Raw genomic sequence first — 25,626 nt, 5'->3', positions numbered from 1 at the left:
TACAATACCGGGCTCATACCCTAGAGGCTGCCTAATGAAACGACCTGTCTAACTTTCGGGGGTCACTTCAAATTAGATGGCTTTTGTATGTTACTCTATCGTTTCAACTTCACGTGGATTTTTCATCTCTTCCACATACACAACTCTAAATCCGTGATCTTCTAAATCTTCCAATAATGTCTCTAATTCACCGTCGTTAAACTCTTCTCCTAATGTAAACATAATTCTACGAACTAATAAGGCATCATTATCAAAAGTCATCAAACTTTGAATACCAGTGTATTTCTTTAAAACTGTCGATAACTTTTGGATTGCTCCATTATAGTCTTGCGTTCCAATCATGACAGAGTATTTACTAGAGTGAACGCCCCATGCATCCTCTAATAACTCAAAAACTTTTTTATGCGTTAAAATTCCAAGGAAAACCCCTTTTTCGTCAACTACTGATAAATAAGGCAATTTTTTTATTGTAAAAAATACTTTAAAGAAAGATGAATCTTCTCTCACAAACCCTTCTTTATCGTTTAATAATTGTATTACACTCTCATCAAGTGATCCTTTATATTCTAAAATATCTACTTTATATATATTCCCTAAAAATTTCTCTTTTTTTTCATCTAAAACTGGTACACAACGATACCCCGTTTTATTTAAATGCTCTAACGCTTCCCCTATCGTAATTGAACTTGAGCACAGTAAAACTTCCCTTTTCGGCACGTAATTCCCTTTAATCCTCATAAAAAGCCTCCTTATGTTAAAATACTTTCTGTGCCATAACTATATTATATTTTCAGAAAAAAATAAATAATTTATTTTATTTTCTGAAAATTATTCATTTTCTTGTCATAATTTATTCATGAATCCTTCACTTGTATATTTTTGCTATCAAATCTTCTCTCTGAATTACTAAATGAAAAATATATTGTAACTTCTTTCAAAAAAAGCTAAAATAAGAATAAGAATTTTCTGAATATTCTAAGAGTAGGTGGTTATATGTCCTTATTACGCTCACATATATGTAAATTTATAATTGGTATTATTGTTATTTTTGCCATAAGTCCTATTCCAGCTCTTTTTATTACACACAATTATTCTTATCAAAATGGATTTATTAGCATTTTTCAAAACTTCGCACAGCTTTCTTCTATATCAATTCCAAAGGTTGATTGGATGCATGAATCTATCTTTTTCTCAGCAAACCAAATGATACATACTTCTAATCATTCAACACCATTATTCCCTTACATATGGGAAATATATTTTATATCGATTGTTCGTTTTACTTTTACCCTTGCGATCGGATTTTTCATAAGTTTGGGTATCGGCCATTTATTTTTCAAAGTACCTAATTCGTTTAAAAAGTTTACTACTGTATTGAAATGGATACCTTACTCTTTTTGCACTGTAGTATTACAATGTTCAGTCTTATTACTACTTCTATACATCGCACAATTTATAAACCTTCCTTACTACTCATCATTTATCATCGTATGTAGTACTTCCATGATTATCGTTATGCAAGCAGTAAAAAAATGGATTCCTTTCTTAAAAAACACAAATGAATATGAAATAAAACATGATTCTTTTCTTGTGGATACATTGTTTTTGGCGCTTACTTCGAATCATAAATCAATTTTAGGTTCCATTATTCTTTCATTCGTTTTTATGGAATGCGTTTTTCATGCAAATGGACTGTTACAATTTATCGTTCAATTTGGCGGAAATTCACCCATAATTGTTACAATCGGCTTATTACTACTCTATATCCCATATAGCATACTTTCTTTCCTTCAAACACTATGGACCACAAACTACTCCAAGCAACAGTCATACACTTTAACGAGAAGTGTTCCAAAACCTTAATTTAAAATAACCCTCTATAATCTAAAAGTAGGGGGTTATTCCTTTTGTATAGCGGACAAAATAACAGCAAATTCAAAAACTATTACAGAAACATACCAATATTTACCCTTTTCCTTTGACTATTCTTTTCATTTGGATTTATTATAAAAGTATAACATAATTGCAGGAGGTGACATCTTTATTCCAAACCTTGGAATGGAGAACACGCTTGGACATATTAAATATTTTTCTCATCTTTGTACTTATTCTTATTTCTGGCTTTTTCGTTGCATCAGAATTCGCTGTTGTAAAAGTACGAAAAAGTCGAATTGACCAACTTGCAAATGAAGGTAATAAACAAGCTTTAGCTGCAAGAAGCGTCCTATCTAATTTAGATGTTTATTTATCAGCTTGTCAGCTCGGAATTACAATCACTTCTTTAGGGCTTGGTTGGCTTGGTGAACCGACTGTGGAACATATACTACGACCGCTCTTTGAAAAAATTAATATTACTGGAACAATGGCTAACACTTTATCTTTTGTTATTGCTTTTAGTGTTATTACATTTTTCCACGTTGTATTAGGTGAATTAGTTCCAAAGTCTTTCGCAATTCAAAAAGCAGAAGCAATCACACTCAAATTTGCAAGACCGCTTATTTTATTTGATAAAATTATGTACCCATTCATTTGGCTACTCAATAGTACAGCTATATTTTTCACAAAATTACTCGGATTAGAACCTGCGAAAGAAAGTGAACTTGCTCATTCTGAAGAGGAATTGCGACTCATTTTAGGTGAAAGTTTTAAAAGCGGTGAAATAAACCAAACCGAATATAAATATGTAAATAACATTTTTGAATTTGATGATCGAGTTGCAAAAGAAATTATGGTTCCTCGTACCGAAATGATTTGCTTATCTACTGAAAATACGTTAGAAGAAAATATGGATATCGTCGCTACTGAAAAATATACACGCTATCCAATTATCGAAAAAGATAAAGATGATATCATTGGGATGATCAATACGAAAGAAGTATTCCATGATCAAACGAAAGGTATTTATAAGCCACTTGAATCTTATATACATCCTGTTCTAACTGTATTTGAAACAGTTCCAATTCGTAAAACGTTAGTCCATCTTCAAAAAAATCGCGTTCAGATGGCAATCGTTATGGATGAATATGGTGGTACTGCCGGACTTTTAACGATGGAAGATATTCTTGAAGAAATCATTGGAGAAATTCAAGATGAATTCGATGCGGATGAATCACCTATGATTGAAAAGCGTACACCTAAGCTTACTGTTTTAGATGGAAAGGTGCTTATTTCTGAAGTAAATGATATGTTTGGCCTACATATTGATGATAGTGATTTAGATACAATCGGAGGATGGCTTCTTTCTCAAGCAGTTGACTTAAATATTGAAGCTGGCTATTCCATTGAATATGCTGGTTTTCAATTTAAAGTATTAGAACTTGATGGCCATCAAGTCAAAAAAGTTGCTGTACATAAACTAGATATTAAAAAGGAGCTATAAAGTGACTGTTTTATTAACAATTTGTATCATTGCCTGTTTCGTTGTTTCATTTCTCGCCTTTATTTATCCAATTATCCCTGGCATACTAGCTGTCTGGGCTGGATATTTGATTTACCATTTCGGTATAAATGGAGGCGAATTAACAACTTCTTTTTGGATTATTCAAGTCATTTTTACTCTTTTCATTTTCGTTGCTGATTTTATTGCAAATGGATATTTCTTAAAAAAATACGGTAGTTCTAAATGGGGCGAACGTGTCGGAATGATTTCTATCATTGTCGGATCGTTCTTCTTCCCACCATTCGGACTTATTATCATACCGTTCTTATCAGTATTTATAACAGAACTAGTGCATAAAAAAGCGCCAAAAGATGCCTTTCTAGTTGGAGTCGCTACTGTAGTTGGTTTTTTAAGCAGTACAGTAGCGAAAGCAATTCTCCAAATCATTATGATTATCATCTTCTTGTGTTATATCATCTTTTAACCATCCCGACTTCGGGATGGTTTTTTAATATGCAATACCTACTCGACTATTTTCATATATGTTTTTCTTACATAGATCCCATGCAAAGTGTGCTGTATCACCCACTGTAATTTTTGATCCACCCTCTGGCAATATATCTTTTTCAGTTCGATATACCTCTGTCGCCTCACCATCTATTAAATGTGTCGGACAAACAACTGTCCAACATAAATTATTACTATTACTTAGTACTTTATATGCAGCCAAATGATCTTCCGCTGCCGTTGTCGTTTTCCTTTTGGATTCCGTTGATTGAAAACGATATAAATTTAGATTTGTTCTTGCTTGTAAAATACCAGCTGTTCCTATTGTTATGATTCTACGAACCCCTTCTTCTTCCATTTGCTTAATGATTTGTGGCATACTCTTCCCTAATGTTCCATTTTGATCCGTTCCAAGTGCACTAATTACTATATCGCTTCCTTCTATCACTTTCTTTATATCATTTTCGTTCAATACATTACCTTCTATCACTCGTAGCCTTTCATGTTGTATTTCTATTCTATTTAAATCACGCGCTAATGCAGTCACTTCAGCTGAATCCTTTAATGCTAAATTAATTATGTTTGAACCTACTCGTCCTGTTGCTCCCAATATACATACTTTCATTTGTTTTCCCCCTCTTTCATTCTCTTTCTATTTTTCAATAATCTCAATAAATTTACAACAAAAAAGCTTCCTCATATATGAGAGGAAGCTTTATTATTACTTTATTTCTTTTCTTTAGAATCAGTAGACTTCTCGGTTCCGCTTGTTTCTTTATCCTTTTTATCCTCTTGTTGTGTTGTTGTGTCGTCTTCTTTCTTCTTGTCCTCACCTTTACTACAACCTACCATTAATAAAGAACTTGCAAGTGCCATAGCAGTTAATGATTTAACCCATTTGTTCATTTGCGTTTCCTCCTTGTGATAGAATATGTACAACCTCATATTACTCTCTATTTTTAAAGGAGAGATTGAAAAACAGTAAATATACGGTAAATTTTTGTAAATTTTCTGATAACAAAACCTGATTTTATTTCATTTCCAATCGATACACAATAAAACTAGTTTTTTCTCTCAATGGACGTAAAAAAACTAAGGCGCATACCATTTCGCCTTAGTTTCTCATGCAAACTTTTCATTTTCATATAGATGTGTAATATTATATTCCTTCTTCATAACATATTGCCACACACTATAAGCGTAACGGTTCATTTTCAGGAAACAATTTTCCAAAAATGAGCGAAACTCTGGATTAGCAACTTCCACTGCAACTTGAGCAAACTTTAAAGCTAATCGTTTCAAGTGCGCAATATAACTGGTTGCAATATGAATATCCCCTGTATATTTACTAACTGTTTCCTTTTCCATTTCATGCAAATCAAACTCCGTTGTTTCACAGGTTATATGCTGCACATTCTCTCCTTCTTGAAAATTTACTTGTTCATTATATGCTTGTAACATATATGGTAAATGGTGCTGTAATAGATTTTTTAATTCTTCGTCTCTGACCTTTCCAGCATACTCTCCAACCTTGTATATTAGCATATAACTATATCTCATTAATTCTTTCATACAGTCCATTAAAGCGCCTCCCTTCTCTTTTGTCCATATACTATAAATATGATGCTAAAACATTCGCTATTCTTGCTAAAAACCAATCCCATCTACTAATTTTCTCAAAATCTTCTTCAGAAAATCGTTTTGATTTATGAAAGTCTACCTGTAATCGACTCCATACTTCATCAACAACTGTTTTATCATATATGATACAGTTAGACTCGCAATTTAAATAAAAACTTCTATTATCAAAATTCGCTGTCCCAATATCAACAATTTCTCCATCAATGATTGTTACTTTCCCATGAAAAAATCCATTTCGATATTGATAAATCTCCGCTCCAGCATGTAACATATCTTTCAAATATGGATAGGCAGCTTGTTTTAACAATATGGCATCACTTTTAAATGGCACGAGAATTTTCACATTAACACCACGATTTAATGCAGCTTTTAACTCTTTCACCATTTCTTTACTTGGTACAAAATATGGTGTAGCGATAATTAAAGACTTTTTAGCTTTTTTTAAAAGTGCCCCATACTTTTCCCATAAGCCTTTTCCATTTGAAAATAAATATTGATATTTTATATTCCCTAATGTAGGTATACTTTCATGTATAGGCATTTTTTCTCCTGTATCTTCTTTCCAATCTTCGGCGAACTTTCTTTCCATATCCGATGCACCCTCACCATGGATACGCACGTGATAATCACGCCATGGCCCAAACTTTGGATTTTGTCCAAGGTACTCCTTTCCGATATTAAAGCCACCGACGTATGATACCTTTCCATCTATCGTAACAATACGTCTATGATTTCGTTGATGCAAAGAATAGAACATATTTTTCAGTTTCGGTTTTTTACTAAATGTAAACTTCACACCGTTTTCTTTTAATCGGCTAATTACCTTTTTCTTCAGCTTATATCCGCCTACCCGATCGACTGACAATTTCACTTCTACTCCGCTAGATGCTTTTTTCTCTAATAACTGTAAAAACTCTTGGCTTATTTCGTCTTTTCCTACAATATAAAAATGGATATATATATACTTTTCTGCATCGTTTATATCGTCAAATAATTTTCTATATAACTCTTCACCGTTCGTATATAGTTGAAATTCACCTAATCGAACTTGTCCTAATTCATATTCACTAGCCATTTCCTTCCCCATTTCCACATCGATGTTCATCCAAATGAATACACCTATTAAACAAAGGATTATAGCGAAAAAGTGCTTCATGGATAAATTCCTTTCTCCACTTACTGTTATTTCTATATCTTCCCTTTTTTATTACATTATCATTCAAGAAAATATGTCATTGCATGATATATGTCCATATCAAACAATAGCTCATTTGCATATTGTATGTTGTATCTTAAAATAAAAGGAGGAAATAACAATGGGCTTCGCACATGGTAATGGATTTGCGCTATTAGTCGTATTATTTATCCTCTTAATCATCGTCGGTGCTGCTTGCTTCTGCTAAGTAGCTACTGTCATATGATATGTGGATGAAAAAACTATAAAAGCGGACACCTATTTTAGGTGTCCGCTTTTCATTTTAAAACCATTTACGACTGCTATAGTAACTTAAATGGCTAAATATTCATCTCAAAAGGTTAACAATGTGGCTACTTTCTTACTCTCTGCCTTACGTATATGACGCTGTTCTGCACGTAACACAGCAATACGATGTAATTCTTTCTCTTCTTCGGTTTCAGGGATAACACGCGGTACTGGAACTGGATTATTTTCCTTACTAAGTGCCACAAAAGTAACGAATGACGTTGCCGCTATACGCTTCTCGCCTGAAATTAAATCTTCAGCCACTACCTTCACAAACACTTCCATCGAAGTTCTTCCCGTCCAAATTACGAAAGATTCATAACTAACACAATCTGAAGAACGAACAGGATGTAAGAAATCGACCCAGTCCATAGATGCTGTGACACATTCCTTTCTTGAATGTCTGGATGCTGAAATAGAAGCAACCATATCCATCTCCGCTAATATCTTCCCACCAAATAGCGTGTTATGATCATTTAAATCTGTTGGGAAGACTCGGCTCGTTTTGAACACCCTTGACTCATTGGCTGTTTTCCCCTTTACTTCTGTCATTGTTATCACCCCTTTAATGATCTATCCCTAATATTTCAATAATCACTATACTAAATGAACTACACGTTTAATATTAACAACATTCAGAACTTTCAGTCCACAAAAAAGAACCGATTTTATCAATCGGCTCCTCTAAATACATATTGTTCTTTCGGCTGTTCAACTTTATTCCATTTTGTTACTTCTAATACAGGAATATTCGCATGAAACGGCTGATAAAACTCAGTAGTTATCTCTCCTTCTACTTGAATCCAGTCATCATTATTCCACTCTACGCCTTCTGGTTTTTTCACTAACATACCATACACACCAGAATCTGCTACGCAATGTATAATACCGAAACGGAATAAGAAGTATTGTTCTTTTTTAGAAGAATCATCTCTAAAAACAAACCCTTTAAAAGATAATTTTTTCCCAGTAAACTCGCCAGGATAATTATAAATTGTTTCCATACCCTTTAGGAAGTCTTCATCTTTCAAATTAATATTGTCTTTCGTAACAAACTCTTTCTTCCCTTTTTCCATTACACCGCGGTATCCTTCTTTCCCGTAATAAATGCTCGTATCAGGTCTTAGGAATTGTCTTGTCATAAATGGATCCTTACTTTCTGCTTGTGCAACAGGAAAGTGAAAGCCCTTCGCTTTAACAATATCCGAATCTAGCGTCGCAATTGGGAAAAATAACCCTGAGATAATTGGAAAACAAAACAATGAGTACGAAAATGCTTTTTTCCACCATGTATTCTCATCTTTTGAATGATCATGCCCGCAATGGCTATGGTCGCAACTGCAATCATTTTTCTCTTTTTCCTTTTGGTGCTCTTTTTGGAAAACGACGATAATTTGTATAATCGTTAAGAAACCTAAAATAATTGCTGCTGTTGTTGATAAATAGGCATACTTCATATTGATATACTTCGTAATGTTACCAGAAATATGAAGCTGCGCAATTAATATTGTAAAACCTAATAATATATATGCTCGAAACATAACCTACCACCCCATCGCATAAATGAGTAGTGAGCTTGCATAAACAACAAGAGTAACTGTAACTATAACAACAATTACAAATTTCGTTTTAAATGTCGCAAGCATCATAAACATATTTTTAATATCCACCATCGGTCCGTAAACGAGGAACGCGACAAGTGAAGCTGTTGAAAACGTACTTTGGAACGAAGAAGCGATAAATGCATCTGCCTCTGAACAAAGTGATAATATATAAGCAAGTCCCATCATAACAGCTGATGAAGAAAACGGACCTTGTCCAATAGCAAGAAGTGTTGAAGTTTGTACAAACGTTTGTACCGCTGCTGCAATTAACGCACCTAGTACTAAATATTTTCCCATTGAGAAGAATTCCTCAACAGCGTGTGTACATACATCCCACATTTTTTTACGCAGTGGACGCTTATTATTCACTTCTGGGAAGTGATCATCTCTTAATTGATGTTCTTTAAACATAAAGGATAATATAATTCCAACGATAATGGCTACGATAATCGCTACAATAGAACGATACCATACCATGTGCATACTACTCCCAAAGGCAACATAAGTAGCAAATAATACAACTGGATTAATAATAGGTCCAGTTAACATAAATGCAATCCCTGCGTATGGTGGAACGCCTTTTCCAATTAATCGTCTTACAATCGGAACAATTCCACATTCACAACCTGGAAACAACATGCCTAAAAAAGTAGCTAATAAAACAGACAGAAATCGGTTCTTCGGCATCCATTTTGCCACCATATCTTCTGTCACAAACATTTGAATGAATCCTGAAATAAATACACCAATTAGCACAAACGGAAGTGCTTCGATTAATATGGAAATAAAAATTGTATTCATTTGCAGGAATGCTTTCGGTAATTGAAACAATTCCATGATGTATTTCCTCCAACTTTTCATTAACAATATGTAATTTTAACCCCATTTCATTAATTGAACAAGGCTTATATGGAATACATACCCTTTATATACATTACATTGTACAAGTTATATTCTATTCAAAATTTGAGATTTCATAGCAAAAAAGCTGCTCTAGCGTAGTTGTATAACTATGCTAGAGCAGCTTTCTTATCGTTAAAAGTAACGTTTCTTCCAAAAAACAAAAGCTAACGTGAAAGATAGTGTTACACATATGATGAGTACAATTACAAAACCGTGGGCTTCTCCTTCAAACGGAACCTTTACGTTCATTCCAAAGAAACTAGAAACCATCGTCGGTAAAGATAAAATGATCGTAATTGACGTTAACAGTTTCATAACACTATTTAAATTATTTGATATAACGGAGCTAAAAGTATTCATCATTCCACTTAAAATGTGACTATATATTTCCGCCATTTCAATAGCCTGTTTATTTTCAATTAATACATCTTCTAATAAATCTTGATCGTCTTCATACATTTTTAAAAATGTACTATTACGCATTAACTTTTGAATTACAATTTTATTAGCCTTTAATGACGTTGTAAAGTATACTAAACTTTTCTCAAGGCCTAACAATGTGAAAATCTCTTTATTTTTCATTGACTGATTTAATTGATGCTCTAAATCAATTGTTTTTCGATTTATTTGCTTTAAGTATCTTAAATAATAAGTAGAAATTGTATATAAGAGCTGAAGTGCAAAGCGCGTCTTCTTAAACGTATAAAATTCTTTAATACGTTGATTAATAAAACGTTCAAAAATTGGATTCTCTTCTAAGCAGATTGTAACAAAACAATCCGGCATCACAATCATACCTATTGGAATCGTGTCATAAATCGAATTTCCTTCTTCGTCATGTCTAACTGTCGGAATATCGACGATAATTAAAGTATTATTGTCTTCCTTTTCAATACGAGAGCGTTCTTCATCATCCAAAGGGTCTTTAATGAAATCTAAGTCTACATTTAAAGTTTGTACTAGATATTGAATTTCTTCTTCTGTTGGATGAAGTACATTAATCCAGCACCCCTTTTGCATTTCCTCAATCTCTTGTAGTTTTCCGTTTCGGTCTGTTAAATATATATTTAACATACTATCACCCCGATTCTTTTTACATGTAGGAATCTACCTCTCTTAAATCACAGTTTTTAAACCGCCATTCTCAGCATATGAAACATACGTTTAAATTTCAATAGAAAAATTATTTTGAAAACGTTTTTATAAGAAAAATATTATAAAGTGAAACTTTAATCAGTGGGGGCTTCATCCCCCCCACTGATTTTCAGCCCTCACCAATCGGGCTTTTACAGGCTGCCCGCCCCCAACCAAACTTCTTTTCTTTCGCTGAATTTTGAGATGAGGATCTTACTGCCCGTTAGAGCGGGATAAACATAGAAAAAGACAGAGTGCTCTCTGCCTTAAAAGCTTATGTTGCCTTTATAACATATTTAGAAAGCATCCACAAGTTAAACCCGACTGAAATCGTATAGCCCGCGTATGTTGAAATGATAAAACTTACATAATCGAAATACGGAAGCAATACAATATTTAAAACTATCTTCACAATAATTCCAATCACTAGTCCTAGCACCGTCTTCTGCTGTTGATTGATTCCTTGTAGCATAGCAGCCGTTACTGTAAAAAGAGAAAATAGTATGCAAGCAGGAGCATAATACTGTAAAATGATTCTCCCCATCTCTGGATCATTTCCAGCACCAAATAAAAGGGTATATACAGGCTTGGCTAACACCATCATTCCAATTGCCGCCGGTACCGTAATTGCTACTACTAATACATTTGTTCTCGTAAAATGTTTGTACAATAGCTTCGTATTTCCTGCTGTGTAAGCTTTCGTCATCTCTGGTACGAGAGACATACTAAAAGCTGTCGCAACGGATACCGGGATAAGCACAACCATTTGAACAAGGCCAATTATCGCATTAATTTTTTCCGCTTCGCCTTGCATATACCCTATCTGTATAAGTAGTTTATTAATTGTAAATGTATCAATCGTCTGATACAACGGAATTGCTAAGCCTACTACAACAAAAGGAATAGAATATGTAAAGAGCTCCTTATAAAGCGAGAAAAAAGATTTCGTTGTTTGTGGTATACTTGCCATTTCTTTTTTCTTTAAGTGCCTTCTCCTTCTCATATAATACGCACTTAAAACAGTTAATCCACCTACAGCTCCCATAAAGGCACCGAACGTTGAAATACCAACTGCTAGCGAAACAGAAGCTTTTAAAACATATAAAACGACAAAGCTTCCTATTAAAATGGTTAAAACCCGAAAAAATTGCTCTACAACGACACTTAATGCAGAAGGCCCCATCGATTGGAATCCTTGAAAGAAGCCCCTTAATAAACTCATTACTGGCACAAGTATTAACGCAAAACTTACAATTCGAATATTAGTAGTAACCGCTCCTACACTATTCCCCGTTTGATCATTCCCATCGATGACAAGTTTAGCTAAATGCGGAGCTAGCATATATAACGTAAAACACGAAATGACTCCCATTATAAACATAAACACGATTCCACTTTTCAACACTCTCTTAACCGTATGATAATCATTCAGTTGATCATATTTTGATACCATCTTTGAAACAGCTAGCGGTAATCCCATTGTTGCTATGCTGAGCATGATGGTATAAGGACGATATGCGTATGTGTATAGAACGTAACCACTCGTACCGACCATCGCTGTAAATGGTATAACATATATAAACCCTAACATTTTTGATATCATCGTTGCCATCGTTAAAAATATCGTTCCACGTATAAACGGTGACCCTTTCATCACATTCCTCCGCTACGCTTTATTATTACACATTATGGACAACTCCTTTTCTTTAGAACCGAAACAAACAAAAAAAGCCAATGAAAAATCATTGACTTTAACGCGCTGCTTTTTTCTTTTTGAAATACTTTAAACCAAAGTATAGAGCAATAAAAAGAACAGCTCCTATAATTATGTAATGTGTGTAATCAGATGCATACTCTTTAATTTGTCGCCAATTCCCACCAAGTTTTTCACCTAAGTATATAAATAGAATTGACCATGGAATGATCGCTACAACCGTATAAAGTGTAAATAGTTTTAATGGCATCTTAGCTAGTCCTGCTGGAATAGAGATCGCATGACGTACTACTGGGATAAAGCGCGCAGAAAATATTACACCTGCTCCATAACGCTTAAACCAACCTTCCGCTATGTCTAAATGATGTTTATTAATAAGTAGATATTTCCCATATTTCTCTACAACCGGACGCCCTCCGTAGTATCCAAGCCAGTATAAAAAGATTTGCGCTAAAGTACCACCAATCGTTCCGGCGATAACTGCACCCACAAAACTAATTTTACCATTTGCTACTAAAAAGCCAGCATACGAAAGTACAATTTCACTCGGGATTACTTCAATCATTAAAGCAAGAGCTACTCCAAAGTAACCTAAGCTTGCAAAAAATTGCAATAACTGATCTATTATGTTTGCTAACATGTTCTTTTTTATCTCCTTTTTTCTTCACATACCATCCCATTATTACATAAAGGCTGCAATCTGCCAATATCTTCATTTTAACAATATGTACAATTCAAGCAGGATTAATCTATTAATTTCTCTTTCTGCGGGTCTTTCATGTAGGCAAACATCTCTTTAATTTGGTCTTCTGTATTTCTAGCAATTGATAAATTAGGCAATTCATTTTCACCAAAAAACTCCACCTCTTCTGTTTCAATGCTAGTTTTCTTTTCTCCACCAATAATCTCGCATCCAATGAAAATCTTATATACATGCGTCGCCGATGGAGATGGTTGATGTTTTTCTTTATCAAATATAGCTAGTAACTTAAAATGATCTACCTCATAACCAGTCTCTTCGAAAACTTCTTTTGCTGCAACTTCGGTTGGCGTATAACCGACATCAGCCCATCCACCTGGCAATGCCCATTTCCCATCGCTTTTTTCTTTCACAAATAATAACTTTTCATTTTGAAAAACAACCGCTCTTATATCAACTTTAGGTGTTTGATAGCCTGTCTCACTTGCAAATAACTTCTCTACGATTTCCCAATCTGTTTTCGTGTAATGTGACATCATTGAAATAGAAATATCTCGTAATTGCTGGAAACGTTCAATATCATACACATCCTTAGAATACGTTAAACCTGCTTGAGCTATAGATTGTATTTGTTTTACCCAATCAATCCATTTAATCGTCATATATCCGCATCCCCATTCTCTATCAAATATATTACTTCATTTTTATTGATACATCTTTATTATACAAAAAAAAAAGAGATTGATAACGTTTCAATCTCTTTCAAAATTAATCCAATTCATGTAAGTGGTCTTGTATATACTTTCTTCTCTTATTTATATATTCATAAATCATATCAGCCTCTTGATCAAATGTTTCTAATTTTTCTTTCATGTATGGATCTTGTAGTAAATATGGACGAATCAATTCACACAACCCTTCTACTTTCGGCCTCATAAACGAAACTGTAAATTGATCTTCTAATATTTCTTCCAAAATACTTCGATACTGCTTTCTAAATACAGGTATGTCTAGCAATCTTGCACTTAACGTATTATACCCTTGAATGCGAATATATTCATGATTAAGTGGTCTCCCTTGTACATCTCGCCCCCAAGTCGCATCATAATCCCACGGTATAACTTCAAATAAATTTGTTTCATCGTTATGATATAGTGCATAGTTATGAACGAAACCATCAAAGTTTTGCGTAAAAATAACTCCTGCTAACCATCGTAAATATTTATCTACATGTAGAAACTTCCCAATCTCTTTTTCATAGGCTTCCCTCGTCAAAGTATTCGCTTGAAATACAAATTCACTCAGCTGTTCTTCACTATTTTTATTCGAATATTTAAATTCATAACCCGCAAAGAGCTCTGTCTTAACATCTTTATCTCGTTCACTCATTAATGAAAAATTCGCATCATCATCTATCGCATAATAAATAGAACCACTCGGTAATCCTCTATTTTTTAAAAAATTTTCATCAACCGATTCTAACTGTAAATACACACCTTGAATTTGACCATTAATTTTTATAAATACATGTTGTGATTTTGGCGAAAGTACACCAATATCATGAAAAAAATCTAAAGATAATTTATTTCGTATGAGAGACGGATCCATAAACTCCGAATTCAAATGAAACTCTTTCGCACCTTGAAATTTTTTAGGCTTATAAAACATAACATGATAAGACTTTTTCTCAAATTCGCGAATATGAGCTCCTCTGTATACGATATCAATATCATACTTCTTTTTTCCATAAGTCAATTTTGCTGGTACTGGACTATCTGACCAAATGTCCTTTTTCAATTCCACTAAGTACATTGGATGAACAAAAAAATCATATGAAGGCAGCATGTTTTCTCATCCCTTCTCAGTTCTCTTCATTCAATGTATGCGCCTTGTCTTGTCCATACATCCGCAATCATCTATTTATATAAAATTACACTCTTGTCCTGTTCAGAAAGATGCCTACATACATATCATGTTAAGGAAAAAGAATACCTTTTCACTTTAATACATGATAAGGAGGATTTCTATGAAACGTGATATTAGAAAAGCTGTCGAAGAAATCAAAAGTGCTGGGATGGAGGATTTCTTACACCAAGATCCAAGTACATTTGAGTGCGATGATGATAAATTCACTCATCATCATTGTACAACTGGATGTAAATGTACAACTGGGGGTAAATGTCCTAGAACAAGATGTACTCGCGTGAAACATTGTACGTTCGTTACAAAATGTACGCATGTAAAAAAATGGACATTTGTTACGAAATGTACACGTGTACGTGTTCAAAAATGGACGTTCGTTACGAAAGTAACGCGTAGAAAAGAATGCGTATTAGTTACAAAACGTACTCGCAGAAAACATTGTACATTCATTACAAAATGCATACGCTTTGAAAAGAAATTTTTCTGGACAAAACGAAGTTTCTGTAAAAAATGCGAATTCTTCCCTAACAGACACGGTCACTCTTGCGATGATTCATGTGATCATGGTAAAGACTGTCACGATAGCGGACACAAATGGAATGATTGCAAAGGCGGACATAAATTCCCATCTTGCAAAAATAAGAAATTCGATCACTTCTGGTATAAAAAACGTAACTGCTAGTTTTTATACCACCCAAAAAAGGCCGTTTTGCGGCCTTTTTTACATTTATTGAAAGTGACTTATATCTGCAAATTGTTTCACTTTACCAATACCCTCTTCAAATTCTATTATGCTCAAACTGGCACTATGCATAAATGGATCATCCCACACATTTTCTATTTCAATTCCCGCGAAATGCCCTACAAGTAATTTTGCTGCTGCCGCATGAGAAACAATCAATATGTTTTGTCCTTTATGCTTCTCTAAAAGAAGCTGCATCCCTTCAATTACTCTTTCATAAACGGCCTCAAAATTTTCGCCTGATGTTGACTGAAAAAGATGTGGCTCATTCCAAAACAGATGTACTTCTTCTGGAAATTGCTTTTCTATATCCGCGATTGTTTGTCCTTCCCATATACCCATGTTGATTTCATAGAAATGCTCATCCGCTATAATAGGTATATCACGTTCCCCCTTTATTAACTCTGCCGTATGAAGTGTTCTTTCGCTCGGACTACTATAAATCGCATGGATTGGTAAATCTTTCATTCGATTCCCTAATTGTTTCGCCTGAACTATACCATTTTCAGTTAAAGCAGAATTTTTCCGTCCCTGCATTCGCTTCGCTACATTCCACTCTGTTTCACCATGCCTTGTTACATATATAGTTGTTTTCATTTCTTACTCCCCCTCACCATGTTGGTCGTAATTCCCACGGTTCAACTCTCCCTACAATCCACTCCGCTCGTTTACTTTCAATCCCTTTTATAACTCCATCAGCTATCTCTTCATGAGTAAGCCATCTTCCATATGTATCTTCTAAAATAAAACCTAAAATAATTCTATGATAAATACATCGCATACTCCCTATTTTTTGTGCAGGCATACGTGATGCTTTACTACCTAAAATATGAAATAAACTATATGTTTTAGACGACAAATTTAGTTCTTTACAAATATTTGATAGTGCATGCTTTGCACTTGTGTGTACCCATGCAACAACTAATGTGATCGGGCCATTTTTCTTAATTGTACTTTTAATAGCTAGCTTTACATCTTCATCATTATGATAATCTAACGAAAGGCATGTAATATTTTCTGGTGCAGAACTCATTCGCTTAACATTTTCTAATTTCACTTCATCTCGCCCGATAATAGAAACATAAAATCCTTTCTCACAAAGCCACATAGAAACTTTCTTTAGCATTCCTGTTCCACCAATTACAAGTGCATGCAAATGCTATCCCTCCCTAATAAAATGTCATATGAGGTTTCTCATCTCTATAATAATTTAAACGGTCTTGCAGTGTCCCTGAGTGAAACTCAAATTTATGACCGTCAGGATCAACAAAGTATATAGATTCGCAATCTCTTACATCACGTTCTCTTCCTTGTAAAATATGAACATCATTTTCTTCTAATCGCTGTATTAGACATTTAAAGTCTTCTTGTTCAACAGAAAATGCAATGTGCGTATAAGATTGATGAATCTCATTTCTCGGAATATGCGTCTCTTCATTAAGCGCTATCCATACTCCACATATGTTAAAATAAGCTAATTTTCTTCCTTTAACTAGTAATTCTCCTTCTAATACTTTTTCATAAAACATAATAGAGTTTTCTAAATTAGATACCGAAAAACAAATGTGATTGATTCCCCTTAACAACTATAATTCCTCCTTATACAAATAAAAGATGAGCGAAAATTCACTCATCTTTTATTATACTATTTTTTTGTAATATATGCCCATTTATAACTGAAGTCCCCGCCAAACGTATGGTTAGCAATGCCTTTTACAAATGGCTTCTCTAAATAAGCTGTACTTTGTTGGTACGTAGGAGAAATTGCTGCGTCTTGACCAATTAAGATTTTTTCAGCTTCCGCAAGTGCATTCCAGCGTGCTTTATCATCTTTTAATAGCTCTCCTTTTGATTTCGCTACTAAATCATCATACTTCGGATTAGAATAATCCATTTCATTAAATGAGCTTCCAGTAACAAACATATCAATATAAGTCATTGGATCCGGATAATCAGGGCTCCATGCAGATAATGAGAATTCATATTGGAATTTCTTTTCTAAATCTAGCTTCTGCTTGTATGGTTGCTGTTTCAAATTCACTTTAATACCAGGCAAGTTTTTCTCTAGTTCTTCCTTAATAAAGTCGCCTACTTTTTTACGGCTACCGTTATCATCGTTTAGTAATTCAACCGTAATTGTATCTTGACCAAGCTCTTTCTTCGCTTCTTCCCATAATTTTTTTGCTTTCTCTGCGTTATCTTTACTATCACGGAAGTTTTTATTTACAGAGCGGAAATCTTTTCCATCCGGACCTGTCGTGAATTTTTCAGGTACTAAGAAATATGCTGGCAATGAACCGTCATTTAAAATGACATCAGCAATTCCTTTTTTATCGTATGCTAAATCAATCGCTTCACGTACTTTTTGGTTTTTAAATGTTGCATTTTTTTGGTTAAAACGTAAGAAATATATGCGTGGATCTAACTTCGTTTTAAATTCATCTGGTTTATTCTTTTTATATTTATCAACAAATTCAGAAGTTAAAATAACTCGATCTGCTTGATCACTATCATATAAATTTACTCCCGTGCTTGTTTCCTTCACAATACTTACATTAATTTCGTCTAACTTTACAGTATCTTTATCCCAATAATTAGGATTTTTCTTTAACTGATAATTTTGTTCATGTTTCCATTGACTCATTGTAAATGGTCCATTATATACTAATTTATCTGCTTCTAATCCGTATTTATCTCCTTGCTCTTTCACATATTTTTCATTTAATGGGAAAAATGTAGGGAACGACGTAAGCTCAAGAAAATAAGGTGCTGGTTGCTCTAATTCTACTACCAACGTTTTATCATCCTTCGCTTTAACACCCAGTTGATCTAATGGTAATTCTCCTTTATTTACTTTCTGTGCATTTTTCACATCAAATAAAATGAATGCATATTCTGCCGCTGTTGCTTTATCTAATGTACGTTGCCATGCATATACAAAATCTTGTGCTCGAACTGGATCACCATTTGACCATTTCGCATCACGTAATTCAAATGTATATGTCTTTTTATCTTCACTAATCTTCACATCTTTTGCCATACCTGGTGTTGGTTTATTATCTTTATCTAGACGATATAAACCTTCCATTGCATTTACAAATACACGGAAAGATACAGAATCCGTTGATTTAGATGTATCCATTGAAGGAATTTCAGCTGTTTCTAGCAAATTTAAAACTTGTTTATCGGCCATTCCCTTATTCGATTCTTTCTTCGTTGTCGAAGCCTTCTCACCATTCCCACACCCTGCAACCAATACACTCGTCGTTAACGCAAGTGCAGCAATTGTTGTTGTCTTTCTCTTCATTCTTCCTTCCCCCAATCTATATGTATAAGTTAAATCCTATATAATATATTTTATTATACAAAAGATTCTGATTATTTTAAATATTTATTTTAACAAACATAGAAAAAAGCGATCGGAAATTTCTTTCCAGCCGCTTTCTTGAATAGCATTTACTTGTAATCCATCCTCTATATCAAATGGATTTTGAACTTTAAATATTTCTTCCATTAGCTTCAAAAACTCTTCTTCAGTTTTAGATTCACCATTAACCATAAATGAGTATGGTTCCACTTCACCTAATTTATAATCGACAACAAATTGAATCTTCACCTTTTGTCTTGGCGTTCCGGTGTTATATCCTTGGAATTCTACTAATTCTAACCCTTCCGTTCCACGATAATATATCCAACCTGAATTTTGAAAATAATTTTCGAAAGATTCACCTATTGAAAAGAAAGGATATTCATAAAGCGAGCTTGTACGAACCTTTTGAATAACGTCTCGATCAGTCGGAAAAAAGAAATGACTAAAAAATATGCTAGCAACTGCTAAAATAGTAACAATTGTCGCTCCCATTTTGCTCGTTCCGCCGCTATCATTGATTAGATAGTTTTCAACTGATTTATCTTTTATTTCTCTTGCTTTTATTCGGTATATACGTCTTTCCGCAAATTGATAGTACAATCCATTTGCAAAAATCCCCATTCCAAACAGAATAAAAATGAGTAATAAAAACGTAAGAGGCACCATATTAATGATTGGCAACGCTACATTAAATCCCATATAATACGAAAATGCATCACACGCTACTAATAACAACATAAATAAAGCAGCTGGTACATAATACTTACGATATCCTAGCCAGCCTATATTGAAAATAGCAGCCCAACCATTCCAGCTCCACCTAGCAATCCGCTTATTCTCAAGCTCCCATTTCCTTTTGTAATACGGATATTGTCTCCCTACATATACTTCTAGTTCTTTATCTATTAACGAGCTACCTTCATCTTGTTCATTATCCAAGTTTCGCTGACAACTTGCACAATTTAACTGTTCCTCCTCGCAAGGTTGCCCACAATTTATACATTTCAAAACAATCCCTCTTCCCATCCATACGTCATTTCAAAATACCTTCGTGTTTTAATAACCACTCTTTCCTCCATAAACCACCAGCATATCCAACAAGCTTTCCACTCTTCCCTATTACACGGTGACATGGAACAATTATTGAAATTGGATTCCGACTATTTGCCCCTCCTATTGCCCGTACAGCTTTTGTATTTCCAACTTTCTCTGCAATATCTAAATATGAAGCACTTACGCCGTATGGAATAGTATAAAGTGCATCCCATACATTTTTTTGAAATGCTGTTCCCTCCGCAGACAGCGGGACCGTAAACTCTTTTCTTTTCCCTTTAAAATATTCATCTAACTCATTTATACATTGTTCTATCATTTCATTTTTATTTTCTTCTTGTCGTTCATCAACAAATATAACAGACGTAATTCCTTCTTGATTCGCTGTAATTTCAAGCAAACCTACTTCGCTTTCATAATAAGCCTGGTACATATGCCATCCTCCAATTCAGTTCATATTAGTCATTGTAACACGAATATACAAAATTTTTCGTATAAGCGTTTTATTAGAGAAACAAAAAAGAGAATGATACAATGTAAGAAAATTCAATCTAGGAGGCTATTGGATGAATTCCGAACTTTTTTCACCTTATACAATTAAGGACGTTACATTAAAAAACCGGATTGTTATGTCACCTATGTGCATGTATTCATCGGAAAACAGGGATGGCCAAGTAACGAATTTCCATCTCATTCATTATGGAACAAGAGCTGCCGGTCAAGTTGGTTTAGTTATGATTGAAGCAACAGCCGTGTTACCTGAAGGTCGAATTTCAAATAAAGACTTAGGCATTTGGGATGACAACCTAATTGAAGGCTTACATAAAACGACTACTTTTATACATGATAATGGTGCAAAAGCTGCCATTCAACTCGCTCACGCCGGAAGAAAAGCAGAATTAGAAACAGATGCGTTAGCTCCTTCAGCCATTCCATTTAATGAAACAATGAAAATGCCAATAGAAATGAGCAAACACCAAATTAAAGATACTGTATTAGCTTTTCAGCAAGCTGCAGTACGATCAAAACAAGCTGGATTTGATGTTATTGAAATACACGGTGCTCACGGTTATCTTATTAATGAATTTCTTTCTCCGCTTTCCAATAAGCGGACTGATGAATATGGTGGTTCACCTGAAAACCGCTATCGTTTCTTACGCGAAATCATCGACTCTGTAAATGAAGTTTGGGACGGACCAATATTTGTCCGTATTTCAGCAAATGATTATCATCCTGACGGGCTAACGGTTCAAGATTACGTTCAGTATACAAAGTGGATGAAAGAACAGGGAATAGATTTAATCGATTGTAGTTCTGGCGCAGTTGTACCAGCACATATTGATGTGTATCCTGGTTATCAAGTACAATATGCCAAACATATTAAAGAGCATGCTAACATTGCAACTGGTGCAGTTGGATTAATTACGACCGGAGTACAAGCAGAGCAAATTTTAAATAATAACGAAGCAGATTTAATTTTTATCGGACGTGAATTACTTCGCAATCCGTATTTTCCGAGAATAGCGGCCAATGAACTTGGCTTTGAATTGCAAGAACCTCACCAATATAAGCGAGCATCAGGAAAAATTCATACGAATAAATAAAACCGAGAAGTCATTCTTCTCGGTTTTATTTATTCTATCGTTGTAATTTCATTTGAATTATAAGTATGGATACCCGATTCTTCTCGCAGCGCGGTTATATACATCCCTTTCGCCACATCTTTAGCTGAAATTGGTTTATATTTTTTGAAAGCTCCTTTAAAGATAAACGGAATAATACGAGATAACTTTTCGGCCATTCGTTCGCCGAAACGAAATTCTTGTCGATTTCCTACTAATAATGATGGTCTAAAAATGTGAATACCACCAATCACTAACTTTTGCAATTCTTCTTCCATTTTTCCTTTCACTTGTGAATAAAAGAAGAATGATTTAGGATTCGCTCCCATAGAAGACACGACAAGGAAATTTTGTACCCCTTGTTTTTCAGCTAAACAAGCAGCTCGTAACGTATATTCATAATCTACTTTTTTAAAATTTGCTTTTGTTTTTGCTTTTTTTATTGTTGTTCCTAAGCAACTAAAAACATCATCCACAGCAAAGAACTCTTTATATTCCTCTAATACCGAAAAATCAACTTGTTTCTGCTGTAACTTCTCATGTTGCAATTGCATTGGCTCTCTTACAAAAATAGTAACCGAATCGTAGTAATCTGATTCAAGTAATAGACGCGTTATCTCTTGTCCAACTAAACCACTTGCACCGAGTATTAACGCTGTTCGCTTATTCATATATGCATATACCTCTTATTTTACTTTTCTCTCCTTTAGTAAAATACAACCTTTAGGAGTTTCCTGCTCTTATTTTACCACAAGTAAAACACTATGCGTACGCATAGTGCTTTACTCACTCTTTTTTCTCATCTCTCTCTTGTAATTTCGTTATTGTTGTAGCGTCCCCTAAATTACTTATTAATCTTCTTAAAAAAATTAATACGAAAGATAATGGCAATACTACCGCTAATATTAATAAAATAGCTTCCATTAAGTAACCCAAGCGCTCATCCCCCTCTTTACCTCCTTTTCAATATATGAAAACAGCGTTGTCACATATGCATGCATTTGCAAAAATAATACCCCTATATTTGACAACTTTATAACAAAAACAAATCGGAATGATTATTATTTATTGCAACTTTATTAAAGATGTATTATACTAAGTTCGCAAACTAAAACGTAATTATTCCGTTTTGTATTAAAATGATATTTTTCTTCTATAATTGGGGAAAATATATCCGTAAAAAAGAAAAGAGGAGAACTTCATGCCTAAAAGATTGACTATATTTTCATTCTTACTTATTTTTACCTTAATTTTCGCTGGCTGCTCAAATAAAAAAGAAAGTAATGCCAAGAAAGATGGAAAGCTAACAGTTTATACAACGATTTTTCCGCTTGCTGATTTCGCAAAGAAAATCGGTGGCGACTATGTAAATGTTGAAGCGATTTACCCACCTGGTGCAGATTCACATACATTTGAACCAAGTCAAAAACAAACAGTACAAGTTGCAAAAGCCGATTTATTTGTTTATAACGGCGCTGAATTAGAACCATTTGCTGAAAAAATGGAAAAAACATTACAAAAAGAAAATGTTAAAATTGTAAATGCATCTAAAGGTATTGAGCTTCGTGCTTCTACTGAAGAAGAGCATCATGATCATGGAGATGGCCATAAAGAAGATGAACATCATCACGATAAAGACCCGCATGTTTGGTTAGATCCTACTCTAGCAATGAAACAGGCAGAAAAAATTAAAAATGCACTTGTAGAGTTACAACCTGAACATAAACAAGAATTCGAAAAAAACTTTGCAGCACTTCAAACTAAATTTACTGATTTAGACGATGGATTTAAGGCAGCTGTAGCGAACGCAAAAACGAAAGAAATTTTAGTTTCTCATGCTGCCTATGGTTACTGGGAACAACGATACGGCCTAAAACAAATTCCTATCGCTGGAATTTCAGCTTCTGATGAACCATCTCAAAAGCAGCTTGCTGACATTACAAAAACAGTAAAAGAACATAATCTAAAATATATTTTATTCGAAACATTCTCTACTCCAAAAGTAGCATCCGTAATTCAAAAAGAAACTGGTACAAAAGTTTTACGCTTAAATCACTTAGCTACTATTTCTGAAGATGATGCAAAAAATAATAAAGATTACTTTACTTTAATGGAAGAAAACGTAAACACATTGAAAGAAGCAACAAACTAATCCATTATACTTTCTAGGCAACTGAATTTGTTATTCAGCTGCCTTTTTATGTATTTATCCTTGACTTGACCAAAATAACAAGTAAAATTATCCATATTAGCTTTAAAGCTATATTAATTTAGAAGGTGAGTTGGAATTATGAATCTTCACATTTGTGAAGTAACAGCAAAAAATTGGCGTTCAGTAGTTGCTTTAGACGTCGCAAAAGATCAGCAACAATTTATTGAAAGTAACGCGTTTTCTTTAGCAGAATCATTATATGAAGGAAACGGAACGTCAGTAGGTTTATATGATGGAGAAACACTTGTAGGATACGCAATGTATGGATGGTATTCAGTAAAACATAAAAGTGTATGGCTCGATCGCTTTATGATTGACCAACAATATCAAGGAAAAGGATACGCAAAACGTTTCCTTCGCTTACTCATTCAATTCTTACAAGAAAAATTTGAATGCAAAATAATTTACTTAAGTTTACATCCAGACAACAAACTTGCAATTGGACTGTATGAATCATTTGGTTTCCGCTTAAATGGGGATATTGATGATGAAGGTCCAGTTGTAGGTGTTGTAATGGAGTTACTAATAGACGAAAATACAAGCCTGTGAAAACAGGCTTTTTATTATACATTTATCAATTTTTAGTTTCTCCCCCTTATTTAATTCTGTTTTGCAATCTAATAGAATGCTCATAAAAAATAAGCCTGCAATTTACGCAGACTTATTTCACACACTCCTCGAAATGTTCTTGGAACCACTCTTTATTAATATCTCTTCCGATAAAAACTACTTCACTTACTCGCTCTTCGCCCTCTTGCCACTCTCTATCGTACGAAGCAGCAAATAACGTATGTACGCCTTGGAAAACGATACGTTTATCTACTCCATCTATCGATAAAATTCCTTTGTAACGATATAAATATTCCCCTAGCTCTTGAACGACAGCTGACATCCACTCATTAAGCTTTTGTAAATCCAGCGGACGTTCTTCACGTAATACAAATGATTTCACACCTTCTAAGTGGTTATGTTCTTTATGAGGGTAAATTTGCAACGTATCTTTCGTTTTAAACGTTTGGATTTGTAATAAAGATGGTATATCTACCTCACAGTTAGTCGCCTCAATTAACTTTGCAGTCGGGTTAATTCCTTGAATTTCATGCAAGAGATTTTCTTTCTCATTCTCTTCAATTAAATCTAATTTATTTACTAAAACGACATCAGCAAACGCAATTTGCTCTTTTGCTTCTAATCCTTTTTCAAAATGTTTATGTATATGATAACTATCTACCACCGTTACAACACCGTTAATTTGGTAAGCAGATTGGATGACTGGATCTAAAAAGAATGTTTGAATAATCGGCCCTGGATTTGCAAGGCCAGTCGTTTCAATTACTAAACCATCAAAATCCATTTTCCCTTCTGCTTTTACGTCCAATAACTGTTTTAAAGCAACAAGTAAGTCTTCACGTACAGTACAGCATAAACAGCCATTTGTCATTTCCATAATTTCTTCTTCCACATTCATAATCAACTGATTATCAATGCCAATTTGCCCTATTTCATTTACAATCACCGCTAATTTCTTACCGTGATTTTCTGATAAAATACGATTTAATAATGTCGTTTTCCCCGATCCAAGAAAACCAGTTAATATTGTTACTGGAATCATTTCGTACATCTCCTTATAGCTATATGT

The 25,626-nt window shown here is 34.1% G+C and carries 30 protein-coding genes; 8 read left to right on the top strand and 22 right to left on the bottom strand.

Annotated features, from left to right (window positions below; all coding sequences use genetic code 11):
- Window positions 1-90: 90 nt before the first annotated feature.
- Complete coding sequence (gene cbpA, locus QO049_RS12595; protein WP_001220524.1) at window positions 91-738, bottom strand: cyclic di-AMP binding protein CbpA; 648 nt, start codon at window positions 736-738, stop codon at window positions 91-93.
- 255 nt (window positions 739-993) lie between these two features.
- Between cbpA and QO049_RS12590 the strand changes: the two genes are divergently transcribed.
- The 3 genes from QO049_RS12590 (at window position 994) to QO049_RS12580 (ending at window position 3,863) form a co-directional block, all read left to right on the top strand.
- Window positions 994-1,863 carry a hypothetical protein gene (locus QO049_RS12590; RefSeq protein ID WP_000055260.1) on the top strand — a complete coding sequence of 290 codons (870 nt, stop codon included), beginning with the start codon at window positions 994-996 and terminating at the stop codon, window positions 1,861-1,863.
- A gap of 208 nt (window positions 1,864-2,071) precedes the next feature.
- Entirely contained in the window at window positions 2,072-3,379 is a 1,308-nt protein-coding gene (locus QO049_RS12585; RefSeq protein WP_000353738.1) for a hemolysin family protein, read from the top strand.
- Window position 3,380: 1 nt separating this feature from the next.
- Complete coding sequence (locus tag QO049_RS12580) at window positions 3,381-3,863, top strand: DUF456 domain-containing protein (RefSeq protein WP_000217338.1); 483 nt, start codon at window positions 3,381-3,383, stop codon at window positions 3,861-3,863.
- Between the two features lie 24 nt (window positions 3,864-3,887).
- Here the strand turns inward: QO049_RS12580 and QO049_RS12575 are convergent, their stop codons facing one another.
- The 4 genes from QO049_RS12575 to cls all read right to left on the bottom strand — a co-directional run bounded on the left by QO049_RS12575 (window position 3,888) and on the right by cls (window position 6,683).
- Window positions 3,888-4,511, bottom strand: coding sequence for an NAD(P)-dependent oxidoreductase (locus QO049_RS12575; protein WP_000861653.1), 624 nt, complete (start codon window positions 4,509-4,511; stop codon window positions 3,888-3,890).
- A 101-nt stretch (window positions 4,512-4,612) separates the two neighbouring features.
- Entirely contained in the window at window positions 4,613-4,792 is a 180-nt protein-coding gene (locus QO049_RS12570) for a hypothetical protein (RefSeq protein ID WP_001045960.1), read from the bottom strand.
- A 216-nt stretch (window positions 4,793-5,008) separates the two neighbouring features.
- A complete protein-coding gene (locus QO049_RS12565) occupies window positions 5,009-5,467 on the bottom strand; it encodes a spore coat protein (RefSeq protein ID WP_098607330.1) in 459 nt (152 codons plus the stop codon).
- Window positions 5,468-5,498: 31 nt separating this feature from the next.
- Complete coding sequence (gene cls, locus QO049_RS12560) at window positions 5,499-6,683, bottom strand: cardiolipin synthase (RefSeq protein ID WP_141539860.1); 1,185 nt, start codon at window positions 6,681-6,683, stop codon at window positions 5,499-5,501.
- A gap of 160 nt (window positions 6,684-6,843) precedes the next feature.
- Here cls and QO049_RS12555 point away from each other — a divergent pair, with 160 nt between their 5' ends.
- Window positions 6,844-6,930: a YjcZ family sporulation protein gene (locus tag QO049_RS12555; protein WP_000505094.1), complete on the top strand. Its 87-nt coding sequence runs from the start codon at window positions 6,844-6,846 to the stop codon at window positions 6,928-6,930.
- Window positions 6,931-7,055: 125 nt separating this feature from the next.
- Here the strand turns inward: QO049_RS12555 and QO049_RS12550 are convergent, their stop codons facing one another.
- The 8 genes from QO049_RS12550 to cotH form a co-directional block, all read right to left on the bottom strand.
- The gene (locus QO049_RS12550; RefSeq protein WP_000141164.1) at window positions 7,056-7,562 is read right to left on the bottom strand and encodes an acyl-CoA thioesterase; all 507 of its coding nucleotides are present in this window, start codon (window positions 7,560-7,562) and stop codon (window positions 7,056-7,058) included.
- Between the two features lie 119 nt (window positions 7,563-7,681).
- Window positions 7,682-8,551 (bottom strand): TIGR03943 family putative permease subunit, encoded by an 870-nt coding sequence (locus QO049_RS12545; RefSeq protein WP_000488043.1) that lies wholly within the window; start codon window positions 8,549-8,551, stop codon window positions 7,682-7,684.
- A 3-nt stretch (window positions 8,552-8,554) separates the two neighbouring features.
- Window positions 8,555-9,451 carry a permease gene (locus QO049_RS12540; RefSeq protein WP_000418716.1) on the bottom strand — a complete coding sequence of 299 codons (897 nt, stop codon included), beginning with the start codon at window positions 9,449-9,451 and terminating at the stop codon, window positions 8,555-8,557.
- A gap of 198 nt (window positions 9,452-9,649) precedes the next feature.
- On the bottom strand, window positions 9,650-10,591 hold the full coding sequence (locus QO049_RS12535) for a magnesium transporter CorA family protein (protein ID WP_000932389.1): 942 nt from the start codon (window positions 10,589-10,591) through the stop codon (window positions 9,650-9,652).
- Between the two features lie 334 nt (window positions 10,592-10,925).
- The gene (locus tag QO049_RS12530; protein ID WP_000678847.1) at window positions 10,926-12,305 is read right to left on the bottom strand and encodes a putative polysaccharide biosynthesis protein; all 1,380 of its coding nucleotides are present in this window, start codon (window positions 12,303-12,305) and stop codon (window positions 10,926-10,928) included.
- 97 nt (window positions 12,306-12,402) lie between these two features.
- A complete protein-coding gene (uptA, locus tag QO049_RS12525) occupies window positions 12,403-13,005 on the bottom strand; it encodes an undecaprenyl phosphate transporter UptA (RefSeq protein ID WP_000880691.1) in 603 nt (200 codons plus the stop codon).
- Between the two features lie 104 nt (window positions 13,006-13,109).
- Window positions 13,110-13,727, bottom strand: coding sequence for an NUDIX hydrolase N-terminal domain-containing protein (locus tag QO049_RS12520; protein WP_000153576.1), 618 nt, complete (start codon window positions 13,725-13,727; stop codon window positions 13,110-13,112).
- A 106-nt stretch (window positions 13,728-13,833) separates the two neighbouring features.
- Window positions 13,834-14,910, bottom strand: a complete 1,077-nt coding sequence (gene cotH / locus QO049_RS12515) for a spore coat protein CotH (protein ID WP_000937999.1) — start codon at window positions 14,908-14,910, stop codon at window positions 13,834-13,836.
- Window positions 14,911-15,091: 181 nt separating this feature from the next.
- Here cotH and exsB point away from each other — a divergent pair, with 181 nt between their 5' ends.
- The gene (gene exsB, locus QO049_RS12510; protein WP_000817498.1) at window positions 15,092-15,670 is read left to right on the top strand and encodes an exosporium protein ExsB; all 579 of its coding nucleotides are present in this window, start codon (window positions 15,092-15,094) and stop codon (window positions 15,668-15,670) included.
- Between the two features lie 45 nt (window positions 15,671-15,715).
- Here the strand turns inward: exsB and QO049_RS12505 are convergent, their stop codons facing one another.
- From QO049_RS12505 to QO049_RS12480, 6 genes are all read right to left on the bottom strand, one after another.
- A complete protein-coding gene (locus QO049_RS12505; RefSeq protein WP_000858827.1) occupies window positions 15,716-16,327 on the bottom strand; it encodes a phosphoserine phosphatase 1 in 612 nt (203 codons plus the stop codon).
- Window positions 16,328-16,340: 13 nt separating this feature from the next.
- Entirely contained in the window at window positions 16,341-16,886 is a 546-nt protein-coding gene (locus QO049_RS12500) for a short-chain dehydrogenase (RefSeq protein ID WP_246962590.1), read from the bottom strand.
- 13 nt (window positions 16,887-16,899) lie between these two features.
- Window positions 16,900-17,316, bottom strand: a complete 417-nt coding sequence (gene fosB / locus QO049_RS12495) for a FosBx1 family fosfomycin resistance bacillithiol transferase (RefSeq protein WP_000943769.1) — start codon at window positions 17,314-17,316, stop codon at window positions 16,900-16,902.
- 59 nt (window positions 17,317-17,375) lie between these two features.
- Window positions 17,376-19,037, bottom strand: coding sequence for a peptide ABC transporter substrate-binding protein (locus tag QO049_RS12490; protein ID WP_000824281.1), 1,662 nt, complete (start codon window positions 19,035-19,037; stop codon window positions 17,376-17,378).
- An 84-nt stretch (window positions 19,038-19,121) separates the two neighbouring features.
- Complete coding sequence (locus QO049_RS12485; RefSeq protein ID WP_002196418.1) at window positions 19,122-20,126, bottom strand: DUF2628 domain-containing protein; 1,005 nt, start codon at window positions 20,124-20,126, stop codon at window positions 19,122-19,124.
- Between the two features lie 7 nt (window positions 20,127-20,133).
- Window positions 20,134-20,586, bottom strand: a complete 453-nt coding sequence (locus QO049_RS12480) for a methylated-DNA--[protein]-cysteine S-methyltransferase (RefSeq protein WP_000283913.1) — start codon at window positions 20,584-20,586, stop codon at window positions 20,134-20,136.
- Window positions 20,587-20,719: 133 nt separating this feature from the next.
- Between QO049_RS12480 and namA the strand changes: the two genes are divergently transcribed.
- On the top strand, window positions 20,720-21,757 hold the full coding sequence (gene namA, locus QO049_RS12475) for an NADPH dehydrogenase NamA (protein WP_097842613.1): 1,038 nt from the start codon (window positions 20,720-20,722) through the stop codon (window positions 21,755-21,757).
- A gap of 29 nt (window positions 21,758-21,786) precedes the next feature.
- Here the strand turns inward: namA and QO049_RS12470 are convergent, their stop codons facing one another.
- On the bottom strand, window positions 21,787-22,446 hold the full coding sequence (locus QO049_RS12470) for an oxidoreductase (protein WP_001042736.1): 660 nt from the start codon (window positions 22,444-22,446) through the stop codon (window positions 21,787-21,789).
- 115 nt (window positions 22,447-22,561) lie between these two features.
- On the bottom strand, window positions 22,562-22,711 hold the full coding sequence (locus tag QO049_RS12465; protein ID WP_000540932.1) for a hypothetical protein: 150 nt from the start codon (window positions 22,709-22,711) through the stop codon (window positions 22,562-22,564).
- Between the two features lie 265 nt (window positions 22,712-22,976).
- Between QO049_RS12465 and QO049_RS12460 the strand changes: the two genes are divergently transcribed.
- Window positions 22,977-23,927, top strand: coding sequence for a metal ABC transporter substrate-binding protein (locus QO049_RS12460; RefSeq protein WP_001126151.1), 951 nt, complete (start codon window positions 22,977-22,979; stop codon window positions 23,925-23,927).
- A gap of 138 nt (window positions 23,928-24,065) precedes the next feature.
- Window positions 24,066-24,536 (top strand): GNAT family N-acetyltransferase, encoded by a 471-nt coding sequence (locus QO049_RS12455; protein WP_284489284.1) that lies wholly within the window; start codon window positions 24,066-24,068, stop codon window positions 24,534-24,536.
- Window positions 24,537-24,648: 112 nt separating this feature from the next.
- Here QO049_RS12455 and QO049_RS12450 read toward each other — a convergent pair whose 3' ends face one another.
- Window positions 24,649-25,599, bottom strand: coding sequence for a CobW family GTP-binding protein (locus tag QO049_RS12450; RefSeq protein WP_000613422.1), 951 nt, complete (start codon window positions 25,597-25,599; stop codon window positions 24,649-24,651).
- Window positions 25,600-25,626: the final 27 nt, after the last annotated feature.

It is taken from the genome of Bacillus sp. RB3, assembly GCF_030164735.1.
In the GTDB taxonomy this organism is placed as follows: domain Bacteria; phylum Bacillota; class Bacilli; order Bacillales; family Bacillaceae_G; genus Bacillus_A; species Bacillus_A cereus.
This window is presented reverse-complemented; position numbering and strand designations above follow the sequence as displayed.

Excerpts from the sequence above, each read along its gene's own strand:
- cbpA (WP_001220524.1), bottom strand. The coding sequence starts at position 738 with ATGAGGATTAAAGGGAATTACGTGCCGAAAAGGGAAGTTTTACTGTGC.
- QO049_RS12590 (WP_000055260.1), top strand. The coding sequence starts at position 994 with ATGTCCTTATTACGCTCACATATATGTAAATTTATAATTGGTATTATT.
- QO049_RS12575 (WP_000861653.1), bottom strand. The coding sequence starts at position 4,511 with ATGAAAGTATGTATATTGGGAGCAACAGGACGAGTAGGTTCAAACATA.
- QO049_RS12570 (WP_001045960.1), bottom strand. The coding sequence starts at position 4,792 with ATGAACAAATGGGTTAAATCATTAACTGCTATGGCACTTGCAAGTTCT.
- QO049_RS12565 (WP_098607330.1), bottom strand. The coding sequence starts at position 5,467 with ATGGACTGTATGAAAGAATTAATGAGATATAGTTATATGCTAATATAC.
- cls (WP_141539860.1), bottom strand. The coding sequence starts at position 6,683 with ATGAAGCACTTTTTCGCTATAATCCTTTGTTTAATAGGTGTATTCATT.
- QO049_RS12555 (WP_000505094.1), top strand. The coding sequence starts at position 6,844 with ATGGGCTTCGCACATGGTAATGGATTTGCGCTATTAGTCGTATTATTT.
- QO049_RS12550 (WP_000141164.1), bottom strand. The coding sequence starts at position 7,562 with ATGACAGAAGTAAAGGGGAAAACAGCCAATGAGTCAAGGGTGTTCAAA.
- QO049_RS12545 (WP_000488043.1), bottom strand. The coding sequence starts at position 8,551 with ATGTTTCGAGCATATATATTATTAGGTTTTACAATATTAATTGCGCAG.
- QO049_RS12540 (WP_000418716.1), bottom strand. The coding sequence starts at position 9,451 with ATGGAATTGTTTCAATTACCGAAAGCATTCCTGCAAATGAATACAATT.
- QO049_RS12535 (WP_000932389.1), bottom strand. The coding sequence starts at position 10,591 with ATGTTAAATATATATTTAACAGACCGAAACGGAAAACTACAAGAGATT.
- QO049_RS12530 (WP_000678847.1), bottom strand. The coding sequence starts at position 12,305 with ATGAAAGGGTCACCGTTTATACGTGGAACGATATTTTTAACGATGGCA.
- uptA (WP_000880691.1), bottom strand. The coding sequence starts at position 13,005 with ATGTTAGCAAACATAATAGATCAGTTATTGCAATTTTTTGCAAGCTTA.
- QO049_RS12520 (WP_000153576.1), bottom strand. The coding sequence starts at position 13,727 with ATGACGATTAAATGGATTGATTGGGTAAAACAAATACAATCTATAGCT.
- cotH (WP_000937999.1), bottom strand. The coding sequence starts at position 14,910 with ATGCTGCCTTCATATGATTTTTTTGTTCATCCAATGTACTTAGTGGAA.
- exsB (WP_000817498.1), top strand. The coding sequence starts at position 15,092 with ATGAAACGTGATATTAGAAAAGCTGTCGAAGAAATCAAAAGTGCTGGG.
- QO049_RS12505 (WP_000858827.1), bottom strand. The coding sequence starts at position 16,327 with ATGAAAACAACTATATATGTAACAAGGCATGGTGAAACAGAGTGGAAT.
- QO049_RS12490 (WP_000824281.1), bottom strand. The coding sequence starts at position 19,037 with ATGAAGAGAAAGACAACAACAATTGCTGCACTTGCGTTAACGACGAGT.
- QO049_RS12485 (WP_002196418.1), bottom strand. The coding sequence starts at position 20,126 with ATGGGAAGAGGGATTGTTTTGAAATGTATAAATTGTGGGCAACCTTGC.
- QO049_RS12480 (WP_000283913.1), bottom strand. The coding sequence starts at position 20,586 with ATGTACCAGGCTTATTATGAAAGCGAAGTAGGTTTGCTTGAAATTACA.
- namA (WP_097842613.1), top strand. The coding sequence starts at position 20,720 with ATGAATTCCGAACTTTTTTCACCTTATACAATTAAGGACGTTACATTA.
- QO049_RS12470 (WP_001042736.1), bottom strand. The coding sequence starts at position 22,446 with ATGAATAAGCGAACAGCGTTAATACTCGGTGCAAGTGGTTTAGTTGGA.
- QO049_RS12460 (WP_001126151.1), top strand. The coding sequence starts at position 22,977 with ATGCCTAAAAGATTGACTATATTTTCATTCTTACTTATTTTTACCTTA.
- QO049_RS12455 (WP_284489284.1), top strand. The coding sequence starts at position 24,066 with ATGAATCTTCACATTTGTGAAGTAACAGCAAAAAATTGGCGTTCAGTA.
- QO049_RS12450 (WP_000613422.1), bottom strand. The coding sequence starts at position 25,599 with ATGATTCCAGTAACAATATTAACTGGTTTTCTTGGATCGGGGAAAACG.